1 protein-coding gene is annotated in these 676 nt (G+C 71.7%); it reads right to left on the minus strand.

Translation table 11 applies throughout. The features are described from left to right. Positions 1-515, minus strand: a 515-nt coding sequence (locus tag VQ02_RS34435) for a site-specific integrase (RefSeq protein WP_048448782.1), incomplete at its 3' end; no start/stop codon positions are given. Positions 516-676: the final 161 nt, after the last annotated feature.

Here is a 676-nt window from a genome sequence, read left to right on the forward strand (position 1 = left end):
CCGTAGAGCAGGGCGAGGACGGCGGCGTCCCGCGCAAGAACCCAGGGCTCGCGCGTCTCCCCGGCGCGGATGTCGATATCGGTCAGGGCACGGGCGGCGGCGATGGGGATCGGTCGCGGCAGGCGCCGCTCGAGCTTGGGGGAGCGGATCGCGCCGAGGGCGGACACGCTGCCGTGGCCTTCGCGATCGAGGTGGCGCGCGAAGGAGCGCAGGCCCGCAAGCGACCGCATCAACGATCGACCACTCACGCCCTCCGCTCTGCGCGCGGCCATGAACCCGAGGATGTCGCGCGGCTTGAGGGAGACGAGCCCGGCGATGCGCACGGCGCCGGTGCGGCTCTGCAGATGGCAGAGGAACTGCCTCAGGTCGCGGGCATAGGCCTCCACCGTGTTGGCGGCCATCCGGCGCTCGCGCAGCAGGCTGTCCTGCCACGCCATGGCGACGGACCGGACCGCAGCGTCGCCGGGGAAGGCGACGGCGCAGGCTTCCGGAATGGGGGGAGGAACATGGAGCATCGCGCGGTGATCCGGGAGCGAAAAGCCCACTCAACGCCACCGAGGTTGACGGAGCGTTGCCGACGGGGCGAGTCCGTCGCGGCGATGACCGGCCTTTTCGCGGAACGGCATGCAGGCTAGGCGCTTGTCCAACGCACCCGACCCCCGTCGCTCCTCCCGAT

This window comes from Methylobacterium variabile (assembly GCF_001043975.1).
GTDB lineage: Bacteria > Pseudomonadota > Alphaproteobacteria > Rhizobiales > Beijerinckiaceae > Methylobacterium > Methylobacterium variabile.